The organism is Streptococcus oralis (assembly GCF_023109155.1).
GTDB lineage: Bacteria > Bacillota > Bacilli > Lactobacillales > Streptococcaceae > Streptococcus > Streptococcus oralis_BZ.
The window spans coordinates 288,952-303,871 of record NZ_JALDUA010000001.1 but is presented as its reverse complement, the minus strand read 5'-3'; the positions used below and the strand labels follow the sequence as shown (position 1 = coordinate 303,871).

Below are 14,920 nucleotides of genomic sequence, written 5' to 3'. Positions count from 1 at the left end.
TTCATTATACCATATCCTAGTTCACTTGCATGATATTCTTGGCCATGCGTTGGCTGCCAAAGAGCATAATGATGTAAATGATTCCTTTAGCTATCGCAACTAAAGCACTTGTCCAAGCTCCAGTCTTATCAACTGTCAGTAGATCATTCGTGACAATAGCTGGATAAAGCATGGTCACAACCACTAAAATCAATCCCTGAAGGACAGCAGCAGCATAGAGCTTAAAGAAACCGAGGCAGATCGGGCGTAAGCTATCCACCATGTAACAAGCGACAATAATTTTAGCGATTCCCTTATACGTGTAAAGCGTAAAGGAGCGTAACAGGATCAACAACTTAGTCGATATCTGACCGACAAAATCAACAACCGCATAAACAATTTTAAAGAATGATTTCTCAATCATACCCAAACCTTTAAAATCTGGTGGCTCAGAACTGAAAGGATCTGTAGCATTCTTGGCTACTAACTTAATGATAACATTGAACAACCATGACAAGGCATCAAAAATCGCATCCACATAGAGGATAAAAAAGAGTGCGATAGCATACTTGAGGATTTCTTCAATCCAAAGCTGAAATGACAGCTCTCCTCCATTGCTTTTAAGTTGTTGGTGCCAATTCATGAGGTTGATCCCCATAAAAAGGAGAAGGAGCAAAATTGCCACCTTCTCCATCGAACCTGAAACTGTCTCCATCAGCTGATAAGCTGTCTCATTATAGTCTTTCAGACTCATGGTTAGTTGATCAAGTGTGGATTGGTTCATAAAACCACCTCCTCTTTCTTCTTCATCCTAACCAAGAGATTGAAGACCTGTTGCTAAAGCGGTAAAGAGTGCTTTTAAAACACCACCAACAATGGCGCCCAACATCATACTCTGAAGGCCTTTATCCTTTTTATCATCCAATTCCCGTCTAAATCCGATGAATAAATCCCAGACACCCCAGGCGGCCCAACCAAGCCCCATAATCCCACCGAAATTTCCAAGTTTGTTAATTAAATCTACAACTGCATCCATTCTTTTTTCTCACTTTCTTTTTATAAAAAAAGGTACTAAGAAAGATTCCTAGTACCTACTTTGTTTATTTAATACTATTTTTCATCCTCTGGACGAAAGGTTAGAGAGAGGGCTGTAATCACAGCCAAGACAACGATGATGGTTGTTTCCCACCAATGATAGATCGGAACACCTTCTGGCATTATCCAATTTTTAAACCAAAGTTCAACACTTGCTGGAGCGGTTCCCTCTTTTGTTAGAAATGCCCAATAACACAGAACAAGAAACGCAACTATGACCTTAAACACAAACCATCCAATTGCTGTCGCAATCAAGCTCTTAATCAGATTAAAGATAAAGAGGAGAAACATGAGTGGAGTCGCAACCATCAAAACGGCAGCTCTCGCAATTACACTCGGTAGATTCTTTATTCCTAACCAGATGGCTTTTCCTAGCCAACGGAGGCCTTTTTTCCACTTCTTCTCTTCTTCAGGCTTAGTGACTTCTGATTTTTTTTGAGTTGGAGTGTAGTATCTATATCCACTTCTAGTCACATGTGCATCCATTTTCGTGTCCTTTCTCATCTCTCTTCCCCCTCTTTTTTATGGCTTCATTATACCATAGATGAGGGGGAATTTCTAGATGTTCTATTTTTTATGTTTACGAAGCCCTGCTCCTGCAAGACTCAACAATCCCAAAAACATTCCCCAAGTTGGAAGCATGCTTGCTGCAGTTCCAGTGTTTGGCAGCGATGCTTGTGGTTGTGGCTTGCCTGGTTCTTTAGGCTCTGGTTTTGGAGGTTCTGGCGTTGTGGTTGTCACTTTAGCCGTCATCTCTTGTAAATTGACTGTATTGATGAAGGTATTTTCAACCTTCCCAGCTGTAATGCGTTCGACTTCTAGATAGAAGTCTGCATCAAAGCTACCCTTGACTCCTAAAGAATTTAGGAAGTCCTGGTTGATAACGTAAGACCATTTGCCTGCTTTTTCGTCCCATTTGACGGTCACGATTTTCTTAAGGAAGTTAGGATCCGTATCCTGGTTCACTTCAAACAAGAAGGCATAAGCTGTACCTTTAGCGAGAAGGTCACCAGCTTTGACTACTTTACCATTCTTCAGGATGACATCATATGGCAAGATAAGGTCTTTAGTAGCTGTGTACTCTGTCCCCTTGAAAATCCCTGACCACTTACCTGTATATCGATCATGGACTACATCCAACTGGTCACTACCGTCATATTGGAAGAGGCTATCGTGCTTAGCAGGCACGGTTACGCCATCTAGTAGATAGCGAATATATTGGCCAATCTGTACTTCTTGGCCGTCCAAGACTTTTTTATTATCCTTTTGATCCAGGGCATGTTTCTCTGGATTAACGTTTGGAACTTCAACTGTTACAAGATTCGACTGATAGCTATTCCCAAAATCGATCTGTTTAAATTCATTCTCGACTTTTTCCCCTGCCTTAACCAAGAGTTTGGCTGGAAGATCAACAGTAATCTTCTTATTTGGTTTCACGTAGTTTTGGTAGAAACTCTTGGAATCTTTTGCTACCCAGAGATAGAATTCACCCTTCGGATTCAGTTTCAATTCCTTCAGGATTTTATTGATTGCATCTGTACGTGCTTTGTCTGAAAGCACATGATGCATCTCGAAGAGTTTTTTCACATCTTGTCCTGCAGCAGTCATCTTGATCTTGCTGTGGTCAACTGTGAAGGCATTGTCTTGAACATCATCAAGAATAGCAAACTTCTTACCAAGTGCTTGACTCGAAGCGAGAGTTTTGGTGTATGGACTATAATCAGTCACCAATCGGAAGGTCACGTTACGATCAAATGTTGTCGCACTATTGATATCCTTACCAGAGCGATCCAGAACCGATTTGACTGGTTTCGGAGGTGCTGGCGTTGTTGTTGTAACAGGGTTTGAGAAAACTTCATAGTCGTTTACTACAACCTTGTAGGTATTATCGAAAAATCCTTTATCATAGACTGGCTTCCAGGTAATCACTGGGGCATCTAGACGTTTTCCTTGATATGTAGCAGTAAAGGTATAAGTGTTCTTTCCTGCATCATAGACAACACCCCATCCAGCTTTCTCTGCAGCTACTTTCGTCACAGTTACATCAGGAACAGCCCCAGCTTCAAGAGGATCGATGATGGTAATCTTGTCACCCTTTTTCACATTGGAATAGATATTGTCATGGGTCAATGTATAGGTCTGAGTAGCGTTTTTAGCTACTTCTTGACCATTTGTGTTGACCTTATCTGTATCTGCTACAGATTTGCTGACAACTGGCTTATACTGCAATTTATAACCGTGATAGCTTGCAGATAATTTCTGATTTTTGGTTTCAGAGAGAGTTTTAAGAGTCAAGGCTGGTTTGACTGGATTCTTTGTATTAACCAATTCGGCTGATACAGGTTCAGTTTTGACAGGTTTCACAGTTGTTTTTGTGATAGTTGCAGTAGCTGGAACTTCAACGACTGGCGCTACAACCTTTGTATTCAAAGCAAACCAATAGGTTTGGCCATTTGGACTTTCTGGTCCATCCCATTGAATAAATTCAGTTTTGAAGGTTGTCCCTTCCTTAAAGACACCAAGAGCAGCACCCTTGTACTGATATGCTGAAGAGGAAGTATCCCAAAGATGACCTACCTCTTCCTCACGATTATAGTCTTCTGCATAAACATAGCCATAATCCTTGTTTTGAGTAACAGTTGAGCCATTGATTTCAACATGTGTCCCATTGATGGCTTTTGCACCTTCCCACCCGATAGGGTTGTGGTTTAGAGACGAGTAGGTTAAGGCTGCAGGTGTCTTTTCAGAAGCCTTGAAAGCTACTTCTTGGCCTTCCTCATTGTTGTAGTAGTAGGTATCTGTAACCAGGAAGTTCATGTAGTCCGCAGCTCCACCTGTTCCATCGTTTCGAGCTACTACAAAGCCCTCAGTAGGATCATTTAAGACATAGACATCATTTAGGCCCGTTTTACCTTGGTTTACAATTTGAAATTTTCGATGGATACGAGAAATATTGTGTTGTTTCCCATCCTCGGTTGTGACTGTTAAGCCGTTTAACCCAGTATAATCAATTTCTGTTGTCCAACCATTGCCCACATCTTTGTATTTCAAGACTTTGGTTGAGTCTAGAACACGAGTATAGCCTGATGTTCCATTTGATGAAGCGATGTAATCTTTGGTAGTTACCTGCGCTCCTGAAGCAGAGGACTCTACTGTTGCTTCAGGATTAGCTGTTGCAAGACTTAGAGCCTGTAAGACAACCTCTTTTGTGAATCCTTCCGTACTTGTTTTAGATTGAAGTTCATTGTATTTCTTCTGCCATTCAGCCTGGTTCTGCTTAGCTTTATCAAAGGCCGTTTGGTTTTGTTTGGCAATTTTGTTGGCTTCATCTACTGAAGAAACTTCCTGTGTTTTAGAAGTTAAAAGTACACCAGATTTTTTCAAATCTGCTGACTTACGATCAGCATCTTGATTGACTTGATCACTAGCATTCTTCTTCTCTGTGTAGGCAGCCATCAGGGCTTTGTTAAGCTCCACTTTGCCTTTTGCAGTCGCAATAGCCTGGTCATTTTGTTTCTTCAATGCTTCTACTTCTGCGACTGAAGAGACCGTACGTGTAACGACTTTAACGTCAACCTTTTCTTTCTTCAACTGTTCAGATGCGCTTTCTACCGCTTTGTTTAGAGCAGTAGCTTGTTCAACAGTAGCATCATACTTAGCTTTTTCACCCAGGTAGGTTGAGACAGCTTGCTGATTTTCTGATAAGACTTTCTTAGCCGTTTCAGTAGCCTGCTTATTTTTATCTGCAGTTCCATCTGTGGCAGTCGAACCGTCATTCGTTACTGTGACAGTTGTTGATTGTTCGTGCTTGGCTTTTTCAGCAGCTACAAATTGATTGTTAGCTTGAATAGCTTCTTGCGCCTCCTGGAAGACTTCGTTGTTTTGAACTTGTTTTGTAGTTGTGGCTTCAAGTTCCTTGACTTGTTTATCCTGATCTTGTTTGATTTCAGACTTAGATTGTTCAAGACTAGATGAAGTAGTGTCTGTACCTTTGTCAACACTTGGAGTTTCAGATACAACTACTCCAGCTTTTTTAGCCTTGTCAGCAACCTTTGTGACGGCTCCATTATCAATTGCTACAGACTGGCTTCCTGTTGTTTTGCCAGCTTGTTTAGCGTATGCGTTGTTGTCGTTTTTGCTTTCAGGCTGCACTGATTCATCCGCCAATACAGAACCTGCAGAGAAGGCTACAATACCTGCAACTGCAATTCCTGATACTAGGCCTTTAGCCCATTTTTTCTTACGGAAATATCCGTGTCCTTTTGTTTTTTCTGCCATTTAATGTTTTCCCTTTCCATTTCACCTTAAAACATTTCTTTCTTGTAGAAGTAGCCAACTGCTGTCAACAACATAGCTCCAATAGCACCCAAAATGCTTTCTGCAGTCCCAGTGTTTGGAAGTGTTTTGAGTTTGCCTTCTGAATCAGTAACAGAGATAGTTTTATCTTCGTTAACTGTTCCACCAACTTCTTCTGGAGCCACTACAGAACCATCTGAAAGGACTACATTTCCGTTTTGGGTGCTAACAATAGACGCACCTGTATTTGTTTCAACGGGCTCTTTGGTTACATCATGGACAACCTGTCCAGTTGATGTAGATGTTGTTCCAATTTGTGATTTCCCTTGCTGATTCGCTTGATCAGTAGTTTTTGGCTTTTCATCTGGAACACCATCTAAGCTACCTGCGTTATCTTTATCTTGCGCCTTATCTGAAGGCGCTGGTTTATCAGCTGGCACTCCGTCAAGACTTCCTGCGTTGTCTTTGTCTTGTGGTTTATCTGATGGTGTTGGAACACCATCGAGGCTACCTGCATTATCCTTATCCTGTGGCTTATCAGAAGGTGCTGGTTTATTAGTTGTCACTCCATCAAGACTTCCTGCGTTGTCTTTGTCTTGTACACTTGGCGTTGTTGGGTCAACTGGAGTAACTGAAGGCTCTGTTGGCTGAACTGCTGGAGCCTCTGTTGCTGTTGAAGCGCTAGGTGCTGTTGGAGTAACTACTTCTGTTGTTGGAGCTGAAGAATCAATTGGTGAAAGTTCGTCTGCTGATACATAACCAGCTTGTGCAAGTGCAATAGTTGAAAGTGCTAGTGTAGCTAATACTTTTTTCTTGTTCATTTTAATTTTTCCTTTTCTTTATTTATTTTTCGGGTTATAGCCTTTTCCAGTTAAACGAAGCTCCATTCCTGATGGTGTCTTAACTTTTCGAGCTATAACTTGAGCATCTCTCTTAATAGTGCGAATTTGATCATAAACCTTTTTATAAGGCAAATGAAATTCAACATCCCTTAAAAGACCGTCTACGTATCCTCTAGCCTGTTTGACTGCATAGTCTGGCTTCAGAATAAGGTCTGTGCCGTCCTCCAAGCGAGCTGTCGCACCTCCTTGTTTTCCTAAATTTTTTAAGTCCTTTAGGCGGACGGTTATTTCATCTGTCATAGATTTCTCCTTGAAGTTGAAAGGCGAAATAACGCCGTGCTGTGTAAAAACGTATTTTTACATCGGTATTTCATGCGCTGGGTTTATAGTCTAGGAACCCTTACTCCTTCAGCTTATGATCATTATCATGCTTTTTCGTTCAGTGGCTGGACTAGATATCCTTTTCTAGTTTGCTACTCGCCCCCGTTTCTTTTTTATCCATAGCCACGCTGCATCAGGGCAAGCCTTGTATTCAGTTTTCAAAGGTCTGTAGTTTAATGACTTCTCGGTCAATATAGATTTAACTTTACTAGGTTTAGTCCGATTCTGATCCTAACAGGTAGTCAATGGTTACACCAAAGTATTCTGCTACTTTTTTAGCATTTTCAAGACTTATCTGACTATATCCTGTTTCCCAGTTCGATATGGTGTTACGAAATACTCCTATCTGATCAGCCAAGGCTTGCTGAGACAGTCTAGACTGCTTTCGTAATTCTCTGATACGATTTTGTGTTTGTTTACTCACATCTACTTGTCTCCTTCATCATTTGGACTTGATAGTATTTCATCATCAAGCAAAGAAGCATTATCCACTTCCTTTATAACTTTTCCAATAGTACAACCAAAGAGCAATAATAAACCGATGACGAATATAATCATTAACCCTAGCTTAAACAATCCCATAAAATCAACTCTCTTTCTGTTGCCATGATGAGAAAATTTGGCTGAGTTTCTCAGCTCTTTCTTTTTTCGGTAAATCAAAAACAGCTTTAGGAATCATGTAGATTTTCTCCTTCGGGCTACGACCAATCGATAGCACTTTGCCATCAATTGGTCTAAATTCATCTTTTAACATGTTTCAACTCCCTTAGACAATTCTGATAAATAGCTATTGAGTTTCGTCTCCGAAAGTTTATCTGGATAATAACGTGCAATCAGACTTGGACACTCATCAGGGAATTTTTTGGCATACTCGCTTTGTCCTGATACCTCCAGGAAACCATGTTCTTTTTCAATGAGTAGAGCCATCTTCCAAAAACGAATCATCATTTTGTAGAAGTAGGCTGGGACATTCTGGATTGATTTTCCTTCAGCCTCTCCAGTTTTAATTTTGAAAATCAATTTATCAAGCTCACGTTCAAGATCTTGCAGCCAAACCTCTCCATAAATTTCCTGATCAGCTAAGAGGTTGTTGTAATTCTTCTCAACTTGACGTTTCGATTGATAGATTTTATTTTCAAGAATTTTTGCATCTTTTCCAAACAAACTGAGTTTCTGAACTAGTTGAGGAGAAAGAAAACCATGTTGCCCCATTTTAAATGCTTCAGAGATTGATAAATCAGATAAAGATGACTCGCCCTCGTATCGATTAGTATCGTAAAGAGTATCAATCTTACTCTTCTCTGTATTTATTCCGTCCGATTCGTGGACGTTTTGAAGTCCATTTTGCGGACGTCCGTTTTTGATACTTTCGCTATTACCAATGCTTTGGGGTACTTTTTCATATAGAACTTTACCAAAGGCATTAACCCTCTTCAGTAACTCACCATCTGCTGAATAGTGCTCCACTATTTCTAAATTAGCATCCACTAGCTGAAGATAAAGTCTATTCGGCTTATTGAGTCCCTGCCTGACTTCTCGTAAGAGACCGTGTTCTTGCAGTTCTTTCTTGATCTTAGTAACCTTCATCTTTCCCTTATCCAATAGCAGCATCAGGTCAGAAACTGTAAAAATTAGAAAGACCGCTCCATTTTCATCAACGTAATCTCTATTTCCCTTCTGGAATGAACTGATACTTAATTTACAGCGATTATAAAGAGCGCCATAAGCTAACTTAGCATCAGATGAAAGACCCGTGTAAGAACTAGTCAATTTGACATAGCCGTTCTCATTGTGTTGAATACGGGTGAAAAAGATTTCTGGAATTTGATAAAAAGTTAGAGTGGCTAGTTGGTCAATCGTGATATCTGCCATTAGTATCCCCCTACAACTTGTAACCTCAAGCCACCAGCTTCAGGAAAATAAACAAGATGAGTTTGCTCTAACTCTTCAATAGCTGCAATAGCACGGCTTCTAGTCCATCCCATTGTATTCATCAAATCTAAAATCATTACGTCTCTAGTCAACCTTGAGACCTTTGTTTTGTGTTGTTTCATAGGTAATCCTTTCTTTATGAGTCGAACTACTTTATATTCATTCTTGAAGTATTTAATTTCCTCTTTTACTTATATGTGAGTTAATAAATTAATTCATGAATGAAATAATTTCTTGAATGATATTACTAAATTTTCTAAAATTCTCTGAATTTAGTTCTATGAAATTTAAAAATCTTTGATATCCATCGGGTTGAAAAGCTACCAAGGCGACAATTATCACCCCTACTATTCCCAGACCCAAAAAAGCAGCATTAAACAGTTTAACATCTTCCTCATCCATATCAATTTCAATATTATCTGACATTTTTCTCCTTTCTTTAATTTTTGCAACGAAAAAAGAGAGCGATTTTCTCGCCCTCTCAGGTTATATGATATTTAATTTTTCACTTTCCCAAAACTCTAGACACTTAGCGAAGACTTTTTTTATTTAACGTAAACAACTCCAAGTTTACCAAAAGCAACTTCCCCACGAATAATCAAGGTTTTGTTTGTTGGTGCTACAGGAGCATCTGCCTTAGCTGCACCAAAGGATGTTTCTACTTTCAGATCGACTCGCCAGTGTTGTGGGACATAGACTGTTGCATTTCCGAAGGCCACTTCAATATTTAAAGTCGCAAAATCACCTAACATCTCTGCATTGTCATAGTAGATTTTAGCGTCCCCAAAAGCGACTTCCACTTGGTCGTCTACAATATCTTGATCTTGCTTATAGAAAGTCCCGCTTCCAAATACGACTTCCTTATCCGTAATGACTGTTTTTTCTCCATTGTACCACCACTTTTTTTCATGCCAGAACTTACTTGAATGCGTCAGATAACCAACACCGAGTACCACTAAGATACTAGCCCAGATGAGAGAATGATTAGGCACCGGCAACAAGTCATAAGCGTAATTTGCAATGATGAGCGCCAGTAAACCTGTAAAAACTGCCGAAGTTAGATGGCGTCTAAGGATGGACTCAATGGACTTATAAGCAAAAAAAACAATTCCTAGCAAAGGCCATATCTTACCATCCAAAGAAGGAATGCCAAAATTTCCTTGCAGCAAGATCCAGGCTGCTAAAACCAATAAAATAATACCAAATGCTTTCTTTTTCATGTCTTTTACCTCATGTTTCTTAGATTTTCTTTTAGGAGGGACTGGTAATGTCGTGACACATGAACCTCCTTGTGCGTCTGATAAAAGGAAATGGTGCCCGTTCCTGAAAAGGACTTGTCCACTGAGTAAATCTGACGGATGTTTGCGATAGTTGACTTGGACACTCGGCTAAAATAGCGAGGCAAGATGGTCTCCAACTCATAGAGTTTGAGACGGACTTCATAGGCTTCTTTCTGAGTGTGGGCGTAGATTTTGCTACCGTCGGTTTCAAAGAAGAGAATTTCTGACAGGTCTAGATAATATTCACCTGTTCCCTTGTAAAAAGTTAACCTCGGAGTTGTTGACTCTTGCAAGAGCCGTTGCAAGTCCGCAATTTCATCTGTCAAAGCAGGGGCCTTGATGACAATTTCAGTTTCTTCTAAATTGCCGTCAATCTCAATTCGTAACTTCATCACATCTCCTTTCTGACTCTACTATATCAAAGCTAAGTTAGGAATACAAGGGCAAAAAAGCAAGTGGTCAATTTGAAGCAGTAAGTGGTTGTAGGACTAGCTTAACTTACATATCAGAATAGGAAAAAAAGGAATCCCCACACCAGACCACAAGCATAGCCAACCAAGACATCCTTGGGATAATGCACACCACCTAAAACCCTCACCAAGCTCAGCAAAGCTGAAAAGAGCAAACATACTAAACCAACAGGTAGACTAGCATGCAGACTGGCCATGGAGATGATGGTTGCCGAAAAAACATGGCGACTGGGCATAGACTGTCCCAAACTATCCTTGTCAAGTAAGGGGGCAATGTCCCAAGTTTCGTAGGGGCGTGGGTGATTGATTTTCTTACGAAAGAGGGACAAAATGACAAAGCCTGTAGCAGGAACAAGCAAATAGACCCCAACTTGCTGACCAAATCCTAGCTGCAGGTAAGTGGTGACTAGCAAGGTTAGATAGACCAGAGGCATAGCTACTGTCATCAAACGATTAAAACTAAGCAATAGAAATAAAAGGGTTGGATAACTAGTGAGTCTGGAGCTAACGTTTCTATACCATTCTTGATAATTTTTCATGTATTCTTCTCATTAACACTTTATTTTGGCCTAGAAGTGAGGCGCTTGTCTTCTAGTATAGTGCAGAAAAAGAAGGCCGTCAAGCCTTCTTTTGGTTTATTCTTCTGCATCATCTTCTGTAAATTGGCTATTGTACAAGTCAGCGTAGAAGCCACCTTGGGCCATCAGCTCCTCGTGATTGCCTTGTTCGATGATATTGCCATCTTTCATGACAAGAATCAAATCTGCATTACGAATAGTTGACAAGCGGTGGGCGATGACAAAGGAAGTTCTGCCTTCCATCAAACGGTCCATGGCTTTTTGGATCAATTCCTCTGTACGTGTGTCGACTGAGGATGTTGCTTCATCCAAAATCAAGAGTGGTGCGTCCTTGAGCAGGGCACGAGCAATGGTCAAGAGCTGTTTTTGTCCAACAGACAGGGTCACTGTATCGTCCAAGATAGTATCGTAGCCGTCTGGTAAGGTCATGATAAAGTGGTGGATTCCTACTGCCTTGCTAGCTTCCATCATCCGCTCATCGCTGATGCCCGTTTGATTGTAGATGAGATTTTCCCGAATGGTTCCTTTAAAGAGCCAAGTATCCTGTAAGACCATTGAAAAGGCATCATGTACTTCTGAGCGCTTCATATCCTTGGTATCGACACCATCGATACGGATACTTCCCTTATCAATCTCATAAAATTTCATCAAAAGATTGACAATAGTTGTCTTACCAGCCCCAGTCGGCCCAACAATGGCAACCTTTTGACCAGCATGAGCTGTCGCTGAGAAATCATGGATGATGGTGCGCTCTGGTGTATAGCCAAATGACACCTGATCAAAGACCACTTCTCCTCTCATTCCAGTCAATTGTCTTTCTTTATGAGATTCATCTTGCATCTCTGCTTCAGCCAAAAATTCTAATACACGAGTCATGGCTGCACTCGCTTGTTGCAGGCTCGTAATCCCTTGGGCAATCTGTGACAGAGGTTGGGAGAAGGTCCGTACGTAAACCATAAAGGCTACAATAATCCCTATCGTGATATGCCCTTCTAACGCCAGCGCGGCCCCAACGATGATGACTAAGACATAACTAAAGTTCCCAACAAAGAACATGGCTGGCATCATTATACCAGAGATAAACTGAGATTTCCAGATGCTGTCGTGCAAGTTCTGATTCAAACCTGCAAATTTCGATTTAGAGGTGTCTACTGCGTTGTAGCTCGTTACAACATTGTGTCCCGAATACATTTCTTCTACATAACCATTGACAGCCGCCAAGTTGTTTTGCTGAGCTCTAAAGTACCCTTGTGACTTAGCCATAATTACGGAAACTGCCGCAAAACCAACAAGCGTAGAAACAACCGTTACCAGAGCTAAAATCCAGTTCATGCTAAACATGGTCACCAAAACAGCAATCAACAAGAAGCTAGCTGAGAGTACTGTTCCCAAACTTTGATTGAGAGATTGAGCGGCCGTATCAACGTCATTGGTCACGCGCGAAAGGGTATCTCCTTGAGAATGACGATCAAAATAGCCAAGGGGCAAACGATTGATTTTTTCAGCAATTGCCGTCCGCAAGCGTTTTGAAAAATGTTGGATACTTGTTGAAAAGATATAGGCCTGTGTATAGTTAAGGATAGCACCAAGTACATAGAGAATCACTAAAAAGCTAGCAATACTTGAAACAGCCTCTAGGTCAATTCCCGTCATCAAACCATCTGAGATTAAGTTGGTGATTTCTTTTATCTTAGTCGGTCCATAAACCGTGATGATGCTTGAACATACAGCTGCTACAACCGCTACTAGTAGGGGAAGTTGGAGACCTGCTAGAAAAGGTTTAGAGTGTTTCCAAAAAGACATTTTCTTATTTTCCATGTTCCAATTCCTCCTTCGATAGTTGTGAGTAGGCAATTTCTTGGTAGACTTCATTGGTAGCTAGAAGTTCCTTGTGGGTGCCTTGCCCCACGACTTTACCTTGATCCAATACTAAGATCAGGTCGGCATCCATGATGGTAGAAATCCGCTGTGCTACGATGAGCTTGGTCATAGATTTTGTTTTCTCTGCTAGCTCTTGGCGCAAGATCCGGTCTGTCTTGTAGTCCAAGGCTGAGAAAGAGTCATCAAAGATAAGAATCTCTGGCTTACGAGCCAAGGCACGCGCAATGGCCAAACGCTGTCTTTGACCTCCTGAGAAGTTGGTTCCGCCTTGGGCTACTTCAGAGGCCAGACCTGCTTCCTTATCCTCGATAAAGTTTTTAGACTGGGCTAATTCCAGAGCTTGCCACATAGCAGCTTCGCTTAGAGGAGTTTCTTTGCTCTTACCAAAATCTAGATTGCCCTTAACATCTCCTGAGAAGAGGACTGCTTTCTGCGGAATATAGCCAACCTTATTGCGCAAGTCTACCAAGTCGTAATCTTGCACATTAACACCATCTACTAGAATTTCTCCCGCGGATACATCGTAAAAACGAGGTAGTAGGTTGACCAGAGTAGATTTACCAGAACCAGTTGAACCGATAAAGGCCACAGTTTGACCCGCTTCTGCTTTGAAAGTGACATGTTCCACGACTGCTTCTGAGTTTTTAGAGTAGCGGAAAGTCACATCACGGAATTCTACTTGTCCTTGAACTGATGAATCTGCAGTCTGTGCTTGACTCGGATTCTCAATAGAAGAATGCAAATCCAATACTTGATTGATACGTCCTGCAGAAACCAAGGTACGAGGAAGAACGATAAAGAGTGCTCCCATGAGAAGGAAGCCCATCACGACCTGCATAGCATAGGACATGAAGACCACCATATCACTAAAGAGTGGCAGACGTTCTGCCAAACTTGCATCGTTGATGATATAGGCACCAATCCAGTAAATGGCTAAGGTCAAACCGCTGGAAATCGCCATCATAATAGGGTTCATAATCGCCATCAATCGATTGACAAAGAGATTGAGACGAGTCACCTCATCATTGGCTTCTTCAAATTTCTTATCTTGGTAATCCTCGGCATTATAAGCACGAACAACACGAATCCCAGTCAAACTTTCGCGAGTGATGCTATTGAGTTTATCTGTCAATTTTTGAATGACAGATTGTTTTGGAAAGGCTAGAGTAATGAGAACAGTGGTCATCAAGACATTGACAATGACGGCCACCACTACTGCCCAGAGCCAGTATTCCGACTTCCCAAGGATTTTTCCAATGGCCCAGATGGCCATGATAGGCCCACGAGTCACTACCTGTAAGCCCATAGTAAAGAGCATCTGAACCTGCGTAATATCATTGGTTGTTCGAGTCAAAAGACTGGGGATTGAAAAACGTTTGATTTCCGTTTGCGAAAAATCTAGAACACGATTAAAAATATCTCTTCGCAAGTGAGTCGTGTAAGACGCTGCAACACGAGAAGCAAAAAATCCAACTGTTACAGAAGACAGAAAGGCTAGGAGAGATAAGCCCATCATCTTGGCAGCAGGAGACCATAGTTGTCCTAACTCCGTACCCGGTGTTCCAATCAATTCTGTTATTTCTGAAATATAGGTCGGCACTTCTAACTCGAGATAGACCGAGAAACAAGTGAAAAGAATCGTAAGGACAATCATCCCCCACTCTTTTCCTGTAATATGTTTAGCGAGTTTCTTCATTCTCTCCTCCTATTCTTTCTACATTAGCCTGTAGTTGTCCGAGAACTTCTTCAAAAACGGCTAGCTTTTCCTTTGAAATTCCTTCCAGTAGGCTACTGGCAATACGATCAAAAAGCGCCTTAACTTCTTGCATCTGAGATCGTGATTTATCGGTCAAACGAACAAGCTTTGCTCGTTTATCACTTGGACTGGCCTCTAACTCGACCAGACCATTTTGTACCATACGCTTGACCAAGTTGCTAGCAACTGACTTGGTGATATTGAGTTCTGTCTCAATATCCTTGATAAGCGTTAATTCTTGATTATGCTCACGACGATCTAAAAACTGCAGGACCTGTCCTTGCGGTCCCCCCATAAATTCAATACCGCAACGTTTGGCTTCTTTCTGCAACATCAGGTGGATCTGATACCCAAAACGTTTAAAAATCAACAACGATTTGTCCATGATTGCTCCCTTCTCATGATTTTATATAGTTCTCTGGAGAACTAA

At 41.2% G+C, this 14,920-nt stretch carries 18 protein-coding genes; all 18 read right to left on the bottom strand.

The window, feature by feature from the left end; genetic code table 11:
- Window positions 1-16: 16 nt before the first annotated feature.
- The 18 genes from M1F63_RS01605 to M1F63_RS01520 all read right to left on the bottom strand — a co-directional run bounded on the left by M1F63_RS01605 (window position 17) and on the right by M1F63_RS01520 (window position 14,875).
- On the bottom strand, window positions 17-763 hold the full coding sequence (locus M1F63_RS01605; RefSeq protein WP_247940567.1) for a hypothetical protein: 747 nt from the start codon (window positions 761-763) through the stop codon (window positions 17-19).
- 27 nt (window positions 764-790) lie between these two features.
- Window positions 791-1,015 carry a hypothetical protein gene (locus M1F63_RS01600; protein ID WP_247940566.1) on the bottom strand — a complete coding sequence of 75 codons (225 nt, stop codon included), beginning with the start codon at window positions 1,013-1,015 and terminating at the stop codon, window positions 791-793.
- A 74-nt stretch (window positions 1,016-1,089) separates the two neighbouring features.
- Window positions 1,090-1,578: a hypothetical protein gene (locus tag M1F63_RS01595; RefSeq protein ID WP_247940565.1), complete on the bottom strand. Its 489-nt coding sequence runs from the start codon at window positions 1,576-1,578 to the stop codon at window positions 1,090-1,092.
- A gap of 63 nt (window positions 1,579-1,641) precedes the next feature.
- The gene (locus M1F63_RS01590; RefSeq protein ID WP_000818739.1) at window positions 1,642-5,352 is read right to left on the bottom strand and encodes an SspB-related isopeptide-forming adhesin; all 3,711 of its coding nucleotides are present in this window, start codon (window positions 5,350-5,352) and stop codon (window positions 1,642-1,644) included.
- 26 nt (window positions 5,353-5,378) lie between these two features.
- Window positions 5,379-6,191 carry an LPXTG cell wall anchor domain-containing protein gene (locus tag M1F63_RS01585; protein ID WP_247940564.1) on the bottom strand — a complete coding sequence of 271 codons (813 nt, stop codon included), beginning with the start codon at window positions 6,189-6,191 and terminating at the stop codon, window positions 5,379-5,381.
- 18 nt (window positions 6,192-6,209) lie between these two features.
- Entirely contained in the window at window positions 6,210-6,512 is a 303-nt protein-coding gene (locus M1F63_RS01580; protein ID WP_000128978.1) for a hypothetical protein, read from the bottom strand.
- A gap of 295 nt (window positions 6,513-6,807) precedes the next feature.
- Window positions 6,808-7,017, bottom strand: a complete 210-nt coding sequence (locus M1F63_RS01575) for a helix-turn-helix transcriptional regulator (protein WP_000043823.1) — start codon at window positions 7,015-7,017, stop codon at window positions 6,808-6,810.
- 2 nt (window positions 7,018-7,019) lie between these two features.
- A complete protein-coding gene (locus M1F63_RS01570; protein ID WP_000522391.1) occupies window positions 7,020-7,175 on the bottom strand; it encodes a hypothetical protein in 156 nt (51 codons plus the stop codon).
- 4 nt (window positions 7,176-7,179) lie between these two features.
- Complete coding sequence (locus M1F63_RS01565) at window positions 7,180-7,347, bottom strand: hypothetical protein (RefSeq protein WP_000910107.1); 168 nt, start codon at window positions 7,345-7,347, stop codon at window positions 7,180-7,182.
- Complete coding sequence (locus M1F63_RS01560) at window positions 7,341-8,465, bottom strand: replication initiator protein A (protein WP_000763713.1); 1,125 nt, start codon at window positions 8,463-8,465, stop codon at window positions 7,341-7,343. The genes M1F63_RS01565 and M1F63_RS01560 overlap by 7 nt, the downstream gene beginning before the upstream one ends.
- A complete protein-coding gene (locus tag M1F63_RS01555; RefSeq protein WP_000809178.1) occupies window positions 8,465-8,647 on the bottom strand; it encodes a hypothetical protein in 183 nt (60 codons plus the stop codon). Before M1F63_RS01555 ends, M1F63_RS01560 begins: the two co-directional genes overlap by 1 nt.
- 88 nt (window positions 8,648-8,735) lie before the next feature.
- Window positions 8,736-8,951 (bottom strand): hypothetical protein, encoded by a 216-nt coding sequence (locus M1F63_RS01550; protein WP_001282466.1) that lies wholly within the window; start codon window positions 8,949-8,951, stop codon window positions 8,736-8,738.
- Between the two features lie 119 nt (window positions 8,952-9,070).
- Window positions 9,071-9,745 (bottom strand): LiaF transmembrane domain-containing protein, encoded by a 675-nt coding sequence (locus tag M1F63_RS01545; RefSeq protein ID WP_247940563.1) that lies wholly within the window; start codon window positions 9,743-9,745, stop codon window positions 9,071-9,073.
- A gap of 5 nt (window positions 9,746-9,750) precedes the next feature.
- Window positions 9,751-10,197: a LytTR family DNA-binding domain-containing protein gene (locus tag M1F63_RS01540; protein WP_247940562.1), complete on the bottom strand. Its 447-nt coding sequence runs from the start codon at window positions 10,195-10,197 to the stop codon at window positions 9,751-9,753.
- A gap of 113 nt (window positions 10,198-10,310) precedes the next feature.
- Complete coding sequence (locus tag M1F63_RS01535) at window positions 10,311-10,814, bottom strand: phosphatase PAP2 family protein (RefSeq protein ID WP_247940561.1); 504 nt, start codon at window positions 10,812-10,814, stop codon at window positions 10,311-10,313.
- Window positions 10,815-10,910: 96 nt separating this feature from the next.
- Complete coding sequence (locus tag M1F63_RS01530) at window positions 10,911-12,671, bottom strand: ABC transporter ATP-binding protein (protein WP_247940560.1); 1,761 nt, start codon at window positions 12,669-12,671, stop codon at window positions 10,911-10,913.
- Entirely contained in the window at window positions 12,661-14,430 is a 1,770-nt protein-coding gene (locus M1F63_RS01525; protein WP_247940559.1) for an ABC transporter ATP-binding protein, read from the bottom strand. Before M1F63_RS01525 ends, M1F63_RS01530 begins: the two co-directional genes overlap by 11 nt.
- Window positions 14,414-14,875 (bottom strand): MarR family winged helix-turn-helix transcriptional regulator, encoded by a 462-nt coding sequence (locus M1F63_RS01520; protein ID WP_247940558.1) that lies wholly within the window; start codon window positions 14,873-14,875, stop codon window positions 14,414-14,416. Before M1F63_RS01520 ends, M1F63_RS01525 begins: the two co-directional genes overlap by 17 nt.
- Window positions 14,876-14,920: the final 45 nt, after the last annotated feature.

Bases quoted from the DNA above. Each gene is read 5' to 3' on its own strand.
- M1F63_RS01605 (WP_247940567.1), bottom strand. From the start codon at position 763: ATGAACCAATCCACACTTGATCAACTAACCATGAGTCTGAAAGACTAT.
- M1F63_RS01600 (WP_247940566.1), bottom strand. From the start codon at position 1,015: ATGGATGCAGTTGTAGATTTAATTAACAAACTTGGAAATTTCGGTGGG.
- M1F63_RS01595 (WP_247940565.1), bottom strand. From the start codon at position 1,578: ATGAGAAAGGACACGAAAATGGATGCACATGTGACTAGAAGTGGATAT.
- M1F63_RS01590 (WP_000818739.1), bottom strand. From the start codon at position 5,352: ATGGCAGAAAAAACAAAAGGACACGGATATTTCCGTAAGAAAAAATGG.
- M1F63_RS01585 (WP_247940564.1), bottom strand. From the start codon at position 6,191: ATGAACAAGAAAAAAGTATTAGCTACACTAGCACTTTCAACTATTGCA.
- M1F63_RS01580 (WP_000128978.1), bottom strand. From the start codon at position 6,512: ATGACAGATGAAATAACCGTCCGCCTAAAGGACTTAAAAAATTTAGGA.
- M1F63_RS01570 (WP_000522391.1), bottom strand. From the start codon at position 7,175: ATGGGATTGTTTAAGCTAGGGTTAATGATTATATTCGTCATCGGTTTA.
- M1F63_RS01565 (WP_000910107.1), bottom strand. From the start codon at position 7,347: ATGTTAAAAGATGAATTTAGACCAATTGATGGCAAAGTGCTATCGATT.
- M1F63_RS01560 (WP_000763713.1), bottom strand. From the start codon at position 8,465: ATGGCAGATATCACGATTGACCAACTAGCCACTCTAACTTTTTATCAA.
- M1F63_RS01555 (WP_000809178.1), bottom strand. From the start codon at position 8,647: ATGAAACAACACAAAACAAAGGTCTCAAGGTTGACTAGAGACGTAATG.
- M1F63_RS01550 (WP_001282466.1), bottom strand. From the start codon at position 8,951: ATGTCAGATAATATTGAAATTGATATGGATGAGGAAGATGTTAAACTG.
- M1F63_RS01545 (WP_247940563.1), bottom strand. From the start codon at position 9,745: ATGAAAAAGAAAGCATTTGGTATTATTTTATTGGTTTTAGCAGCCTGG.
- M1F63_RS01540 (WP_247940562.1), bottom strand. From the start codon at position 10,197: ATGAAGTTACGAATTGAGATTGACGGCAATTTAGAAGAAACTGAAATT.
- M1F63_RS01535 (WP_247940561.1), bottom strand. From the start codon at position 10,814: ATGAAAAATTATCAAGAATGGTATAGAAACGTTAGCTCCAGACTCACT.
- M1F63_RS01530 (WP_247940560.1), bottom strand. From the start codon at position 12,671: ATGGAAAATAAGAAAATGTCTTTTTGGAAACACTCTAAACCTTTTCTA.
- M1F63_RS01525 (WP_247940559.1), bottom strand. From the start codon at position 14,430: ATGAAGAAACTCGCTAAACATATTACAGGAAAAGAGTGGGGGATGATT.
- M1F63_RS01520 (WP_247940558.1), bottom strand. From the start codon at position 14,875: ATGGACAAATCGTTGTTGATTTTTAAACGTTTTGGGTATCAGATCCAC.